At 33.7% G+C, this 7,939-nt stretch carries 4 protein-coding genes and 3 pseudogenes; 1 reads left to right on the top strand and 6 read right to left on the bottom strand.

Annotated features, from left to right (window positions below; genetic code table 11):
- The 4 genes and pseudogenes from DN392_RS30120 to DN392_RS30105 form a co-directional block, all read right to left on the bottom strand.
- Positions 1-1,073, bottom strand: a pseudogene (locus DN392_RS30120) (glycosyltransferase WbsX family protein); the annotation flags it as partial.
- A 215-nt stretch (positions 1,074-1,288) separates the two neighbouring features.
- A complete protein-coding gene (locus DN392_RS30115; protein WP_064057267.1) occupies positions 1,289-2,161 on the bottom strand; it encodes a class I SAM-dependent methyltransferase in 873 nt (290 codons plus the stop codon).
- 26 nt (positions 2,162-2,187) lie between these two features.
- Positions 2,188-2,910, bottom strand: a complete 723-nt coding sequence (locus DN392_RS30110; RefSeq protein ID WP_061673145.1) for a class I SAM-dependent methyltransferase — start codon at positions 2,908-2,910, stop codon at positions 2,188-2,190.
- Positions 2,911-3,114: 204 nt separating this feature from the next.
- Positions 3,115-3,909 carry a sulfotransferase family 2 domain-containing protein gene (locus tag DN392_RS30105; protein ID WP_061673146.1) on the bottom strand — a complete coding sequence of 265 codons (795 nt, stop codon included), beginning with the start codon at positions 3,907-3,909 and terminating at the stop codon, positions 3,115-3,117.
- A gap of 270 nt (positions 3,910-4,179) precedes the next feature.
- Here DN392_RS30105 and DN392_RS30100 point away from each other — a divergent pair.
- A pseudogene (locus DN392_RS30100) lies at positions 4,180-5,126 on the top strand (NAD-dependent epimerase/dehydratase family protein).
- Positions 5,127-5,166: 40 nt separating this feature from the next.
- On the opposite strand, the gene DN392_RS30095 reads toward DN392_RS30100, so the two are convergent.
- Both DN392_RS30095 and DN392_RS30090 read right to left on the bottom strand, forming a co-directional pair.
- A complete protein-coding gene (locus tag DN392_RS30095) occupies positions 5,167-5,943 on the bottom strand; it encodes a class I SAM-dependent methyltransferase (protein ID WP_000657510.1) in 777 nt (258 codons plus the stop codon).
- Positions 5,944-6,006: 63 nt separating this feature from the next.
- A pseudogene (locus DN392_RS30090) lies at positions 6,007-7,619 on the bottom strand (glycosyltransferase).
- Between the last annotated feature and the right edge of the window lie 320 nt (positions 7,620-7,939).

The following is a 7,939-nucleotide window of genomic DNA, read 5'->3' as shown; positions in this document are numbered from 1 at the left end:
GAATGACTCGTCTTTTTTGTATGCTTTCATACCTCTGTTAATTGCCTGCTTAACTCCTTCTAAATAGGCGAATCCATGCCTTTTATCTGGTTCTAAGTAAGTACCTTCTGCCCATTCATTCCACGCATTAATAAATAAAAACTCGCTGTTGTAAAGAGAATAGGTACGCTGGATTTGTTTGCTTAAATATATCGTGAACTTCCTAGGGGTAGAACCTAGGAAGATGCTGCTATTTAAGTCTTTGCGGCGTGCTGTATTGTCCCAGTCAACAAAGGCACCAGGAAATGTTTTTTCTCTGGAGGAGATCGTTTTAGTATATACATCCACACTTTATCATAATCCCAAGCGTTTATTTGTTTACCAGACTCATATATTGTCTTATTTATGTCTGAAGAGCCATCATGAGCAATTGTATAAAAAGGCTCGAATTCAATGCTAGCATCAAATCCATTTATATTAGGAAGTGGAAAGCTGTTTAATGTTTCTGCAAAGTATATACCTTTCAAACCATTTTCTTGTGCGAGTGTATTCCAATAATGAAGCATTTGTTCACAATGAGGGATATGCCCGGGACGATAAATAATGAATAGTGGTTTATCGTCTATACGGATATATCTCTCATCTTGGAAAGCTTGCAATAAATACTCAAAGTGTTCTTTCCAATCCGATAATTCTCCATAATTTTGAGGCATTAATATGTGACTATCAAGACCATCCCAAGTTTTCGTCCACGGTTCATTTGCCCAAGAAAGGCAAAATGGAAAATCTGGTTCGCCCGTCTTAAGTACCTCATTAAAGGGTGCCTCCAATAACCTCTTCCCTTTAAACCAGTAATGGTAATAACAAAAACCATATATGCCATGAGCTTTGGCGATTTCTGCTTGCCATTTTCTTACGGATGGGGTGGTTAAGTCATAATAAAAATCTTGATAAGGTTCTCTAGGTTGGTAATGTCCTGAAAATAAAGGTCGTGCACTTTTAGTATTTGTCCATTCAGTAAACCCTTTCCCCCACCATCGGTCATTTTCTTTTATTTGATGAAACTGTGGTAAGTAAAAAGCGATTATTTTCAAGATATATCCCCCTTATGTTGTTCGTAGTTCAAGTGGTGGGAAGTTACTTTTGATTTTTCGAATCTAGTTAAAGTATGAGATATGTTATTTACTTACTGTGTTTATGCTGCATAATGAATTCTTTTGTACAGTTTGCTTGATATGGAAATCTTTGATGATTTAATATATACGGCTGAGATACAAAATGATCTTCATTATACAATGAGCGAAAAGAGTTAATCTTTTTGGAGAACAAATAGAGCTTGGGGTAACCGGTTTGTATCATCAAAAAAATCCCGTAGCTTTAAATACTTCTCATAGTGATTTTTAATATAAGTTCTAGGTATAACGGTTTCTCCATAGAAGCTACTATTTCTAACGTCTCCAGCTCCCGTAGGGCTGTGGACAAAATTGCCGCTTTCATAATCCGAGATAGCACGATTTATATCTGGAAACGCTTGAGATAAAGTTTTATGCCACCCGGTTTGAATTAATTCAGGGTGTTCCTTGAATTGTTGGCAGAAATCGAGAAAATAGCGTGCTTGTGTTGTGGCGATGAAGATGCCACCTGGACGAAGAATTCTTGAAAATTCCTTTATCCAATTTTCTGCTGTTTCTTCGGATAAATGTGAGAATACAGAATAAGCGAATATGATATCTAATGAATTGTCATTAATAAATTCTACAGGAGGTTGTGGGGGAGCTACTTTATACCTACCTCTTCCTAACGTTTCGTTGCAAAGGTTAATCATTGCAGGATCTACATCAATACCAAGTAAATTTTTATGGCGAACATCTTTGAAAAAGAAACGTATAATTCTTCCCCATCCGCAACCAAAATCTAAAATTTTACGTTCGTTATTCAAGGGAACACCTAAGTTTTGGGCATATGTTTTGACATGGCTATAAAACAAATATGCTTCATAAAGAGCATGTTCATAGGAAGCACCTACAAACTGTTGTTGAATTTCTTCAGGGGGGAACATAGGTACTAGGATGCCGTTTATCTTTGTTTGTGAGCAACTTTGTATAAATAGATTTAGAAGTTCAACATCAGAAAGCGGGCTAACAAGGTTATCAAAATCATTTCCTAACTTGAAGTTATTCATTTGTTAACCTCCAAATTATATAGTACCTAAAAATTATTTTCGTGTTTTTTACTAATAAAAACGTGTAGAAATTCAGCATCTAACCCCAGTGATCTATCCTTTTGTAAATAAACAATGGTATACATATTTGCATGTGTATAAATATATTCAATCATATCTTGACCCCAATCAAATGTTACTAAAGACCCGTTCTCATCAATAGGATTACCATGATAAATTGGCTCCGCAATATATTCGATTCCTTCTTTATTGATTCTTGCTCTTTGTAAAGTCTTTGTGAGTGTATGATACCAAGGGACAGTAAACACATGAGCACCGCCAGGCTTTAATACACGCTCTATTTCTTTAAGGGCTTTGTTTGGCTCCATTACATGTTCAAAGACATCTTGAGTAATGAACAAATCAAAAGATTCATTTTGGAAAGTCATATCTTCTAAGTTCTCACATCTAATTCCTTGAAAGTATTGGCCGAGAGGATAGTTTTTAAAGTATTGAGAATAAGTATAGTTTTTGCAGTTTTTTATAAGTAGCTGAGTTGTAATTCCCCCAGGAGAGGATTCGTGGATATGATAGGAACCCCATTTAGGAAAAAATGTATTTAAAACATGGATTATAGCTCGCTGCCTTGGTATAGAGTGGCATGTAGAACATAAGTAATGATCTCTAAGCCAATCATTCTGCTCTATAAATGTAGTTTCCTTCTCACAAATAACGCAATATCCATTATTGTGCTTCAAATTACCTTCCACATGACATCACTCCTGTGTAAAAAAATGCATATGACACACACGTCAACAATCAGTGAAATCAAAGAGAGTGGGTGGACATTAGGGAACCCATAAAAGTGAGATTGGTAGAATGGAATAATTAGCGGGAGAGAACCCCTCGCTAATTAAAGTTTCACTTTATGCTATGCGATACATTCGCTTTTATTCATTGAAGAATGTATCGACTTAGAATATCCCTTTTGTGTACGGATACATTTCAAAGTCTTGTGCATATATTTCTGTAACTAACGCCATTGTTTCTTCATCATAAAAGCTTTCATATGTTGGAAAGCGAGGGAAGTTGGCATCTGTAATGCTGAGTTCTGCATAGCTTCCTGTATAAAGCATCTTATGAGCCCGATGATGATCTGAATTTGTAAGAAGCGCTAAATTGGATTTAATCAAATCGTACGTGTGTTCTATCTTGGTGATTTGTGTATTAAAATCTTCTAAAGGAATATAGTATTGGATAAAATTTTCTTCACCTGGAACGTATTGCTGACTAAAATGTATGTCCATTGCTAGGGAATTTGAACCCAATGCTCGAATGTAATATAAAAATTGTTTAAATGATACTCCACGGTTACTATATTTGTCATTATACAAATAGTGGCGGATATTTTCCCATTGAGGGCTAGCATATGGATTGTCAGCAAGTAATAAAAATGAGCTGACGGCCCTTTTGTAGGGATTCCGTACAAGTTTACAAACATCTTTATTTGCTGTTAGAAGCCCATTTTGTAACTCTGGTATGTAGTTAGTGTTGTTTTTATACACCCAGAATTCATAGTAATGAATAAAGTCATGGTATTTCTTTGCTTCATTAAACAATCCAATTTGAAAAAAGAACCAATTAGCTAAGGCGGTACATCCGCTTCTATGGCTCCAGAATAGTATAAGTGGAAAGTCTTTATGGAAATGTGGGATTCGATCTTTATGTAGGATTACATGATTTAAAAGCTCTTGATTTACACTCTTCATACATGTAGTCCTCCTTTTTGAAATTTTTATTTATGGAGAAGGGAAGTTTTTACTAATCCAATATATTCATGGGAATGAGTAAATAGTATGAGTGTTTTTTGCGGTCAGCTTAAATAAGATAGAGATTCTAAAAGGAAAATATAAAATAAAGATAATGAAAATTTATAAGGGGCATACAATTATAAGAGAATGAATAATAGAGGTGACCAAGTTCATTTAGTTGCATTTCTAGGTGTGATAAGCAAAAATCTTATTACTAGAGAGGATATTATGAGGAGGAAGAATAATTATTTAATAGTAGGTGGAAATAGTTTCATTGGTATTAACCTCGCATTAGGTTTATTGAAACAAGGTCAAAATGTAAAAGTATTTTCCAGACATATAAATAATTTTCCTCAAAATATTATAAGTGATGTTGAATTTATTAAAGGTGATTTAGCAAATGTTGAAGATATATATAAAGCTTTAGTGAATGTGGATGTTATTATTTATTTAGCTGCAACGTTTAATGTAGCAACTTCAATTGAAGATGTTTTCGGAGATATAAACAGTAGCTTTTTTTTCTTAACTTCATGGAAAGTGTTAAAAATTTTCCTGTTAAAAAAATTGTATTAGCATCTTCTGGAGGCACGGTTTACGGTGAACCGGAATATTTACCTATTGATGAGGAACATCCATTAAAACCACTTTCTCCTTATGGAATAACAAAAGTGTCGCTTGAAAATTACTTGTACTTTTATAAGAAAAAATACGGAATTGACTATGTTGTATGTAGATATTCTAATCCATATGGAAAATATCAAAATCCTTTAAAGAAAGTTGGGGCAATAAATTGTTTTTTGTATCAGCATCTCAGTAATGAAAAGATTAATATATATGGGAATCCACAAGAGATTATTCGAGATTATATTTATATCGATGATTTAGTTGAAATCACTATACAACTATCACAATTAAATTGTTTGAAATCTTGTGTGTATAACATAGGGAGCGGCAAGGGTCTCTCTTTAAAACGAATTATAGTAGAATTGGAGAAATTAACGGAAAGAAAAGTGGACTTTACCTGCTATAAACAAAGGCAAGAAAATGTTCAAAAGATCATTTTAAATATAGATAGAGTAAGACGAGAATGTAATTGGGAACCGAAAATAGATTTCAAAAGTGGAATTAGATTAAATAAGCTATGGATTGAAGAGTTCTTATATAGTAAAAAATAATAAGCCATGCCCTACTTTTGTATCAGTAGAGCGTGGTTTATTATTTTATTTCTTTTTTTATTACCCAAAGGTCTTGATGTTCCCACCAAAAACCTTCAGTGTATTTTTTGATGACAGGGTTATAGGGTAATAATTTAATTTTGTCACATACGTAAGAGGGACTAACGATCGTTTGCCCGTATTGATGAACATCTAAATCTAATTGTTCACTAGAAGGGAGAAACCAATAACCCTGTTTATTTAAATCTGGAAAGCTGAAGTACTTTGTACTTTGATAACCATGAGTTGTGAAAATGAGTAAGCCTTCAGGAGAAACAGCATTATACAATGTTTGAAGCCAACGAAACCAAGTTGTATCAGGCATATGAGAAAAAAAGGATAGACAAAAGACGATATCATACGTAGACGAGGCCAATTTTACTTGTTCAGGTTCAGGGTGAGATAAGATAGAAGAAGTATTTAATGCGTTTTCAATAAAAGTAATAGCCTCTTCATGTATATCACAGGTAGTTATACTTAAGTTCGTTTGTAGGTTTAATAAATGACGTGTTACGCAGCCATATCCGGATGCGAATTCTAATAATTTTATTGGAGTGTCTATAGGAGGATAAAAGGAAGTAATTAAATCTAAGAGTGTTTCTGCGGATTTTCTCCCATCTTGAAAATAATAATCTATCGCTTCTTTTTTAGATGGGAAGACTGGATTAGTGACAAGGAATTGAAAGATATGATCCTCTGGATGGATACTTGCATTTACATTGTAGTTGTGTGCAATTTGAGAAAGCAAATCTTTATTTACTTCTATAAATTCTTTCAATGATTAACCCCCCTTAAATGATAGTAACGTCTTACAAGAGATACTGATGGCGAAGAAAATATATCATTCAATCTTCAAATATGCTTTAAGATACTTTCTATATGTGTACATTTTCTTTTTTGAAATGTCGTCGATAGTGAAGGTTTCTTTAATGAAATTCTGCATTTGTACAACTTCACTGTAATGGGAATATGAATCTTCTGTTCTCGTTACGCTATTTGTATGTCGTCTATGATAGTTTATTGGTTTTGGATTGAAATAAATGTTACCCTCTTTAAGAATAGAAACATAGAAAAACCAATCACCAGCTACTTTAAACTTTTCTAATTGTTTTGCTGTTGTTTTCATGTCTATGTTTTTAAAAACTACACTTGAGGCATTAGGTATCGTGTTTTTGATAAGTAACGTATCTTGTATTTCATCTATCCCTTTTCGGAAATAAGGACGCTGCCATTTTTCTTTATCAATATCATTTGTGTAATCCAAATAATGATTGGCCAGGATATTTCCCTGTTCATCTATTTGTTTTGATTGTGTGTAGCTTAAGGTAACATTATTATTTATATGAAACCCTTGTATTACTTCTTCTAAAAATGTCTGATCACATAAGTCATCAGCCTCTGCAATCCAAATATAATCACCGGTTGCTGCAGAGACGCCTTTTATCCATTGTTTAAATACAGAACCAGAGTTTGTATCATTAATAATCTGCTGAACTTTTAGGTGAGGCTTATTTTCGTTTGAGAGCAGCTGTTCAAATATAGATACGCTATTGTCAGTAGAGGCATCGTCTAGGAAAATTAGTTCGTAAAGGGGATAGGTTTGGTTTAATATGGATTTAACTCGGTCAGGTAAGTATTTTTCGTAATTATAGTTTGGTATGATTACGCTTATTTTTTTGTAATTATGATCAAGTAGGTTTAACAGTTGATAAATGTAATGAAGAAAGTTGAAATCTTTTTCAATAAGCTCTTGGCCAAAGCGTCCTTTTTGTAATCGTAAGTCTTCATCTCCAATAAATTCATATATTCTTTCCAGCACCTGCAGTAAATTTAAAAAGTCTACTAAGGCGCCAGTTTGTTCCGTAACAACATCTTCAAAACCTCCAGCGTTTTTAAACCCTATAACAGGGACTTTTTAGCTTTTGCAATATTGTTCTTATAAGGATTGTGGTTAAACAAGCCTTGAGGGAGGATGTGACATTTTTGATGATCTAATTGGGTGATTGTACGGAATTTTTCATACACGTACTGTGAAGGGAAGACAATTTTGTAAGCGAACTGGGCAATGTTTCTCGCTTTCCCCTCGGCAGAGTACTGTTGTATTAAATGCGGCAATTCATGTATTAATGAAATAACTTTTATATTGTGTTTAGCTAGTAATGCAACTATGTCACCACTTATGACGGTACTACATATGGCGATGGTATAGTCTTGTGATAGTAACTTCTTTATTAATAATTCGACCTTTTTTTCCGTTGGATAGTCTGCCTCTAGGCAATAAACAGGACCATACTTTTGAAAATCGTGGATTAAAATGCCCGTTCCAATAGAAATAATTGCGACGGAGTAATGAAAGTTTTCTTTAAGAGCTTTAATAGTATGTAAAGAAAGCAGCTGTGCTCCGTGGAAATGGGCATCATGGGATACATAAATGATTTTCTTATTAACATGCATTTCATAACGCCTCCTAAGTTAATTAGATTTTTAGTAAATGCATGGTGTATTTATAATTCCTAGAGAGAAGTGGTAGGAGATAATTGTGAATACAGCTGGAATGTATTCTAAATAAAAAGTGCTACCTTTAATATATATTTGTTTGGCTTGCTATTCATTCTTTAGAAAGGTGTAAGTAAGAGAGTATAAACTGTCGATTATGAAAGTGATTGCACCAGTTTATTAATCTCTAGGAACGGAGTATAAATGAAGAAGGTTCAATACCCTTTAGAATTTATAAAATAAAAAGGATAAAAGGTATTGACGATTAGGATATAGAG

This window comes from Bacillus sp. BB51/4, assembly GCF_008368845.1.
Classification (GTDB): domain Bacteria; phylum Bacillota; class Bacilli; order Bacillales; family Bacillaceae_G; genus Bacillus_A; species Bacillus_A wiedmannii.
This window is presented reverse-complemented; position numbering and strand designations above follow the sequence as displayed.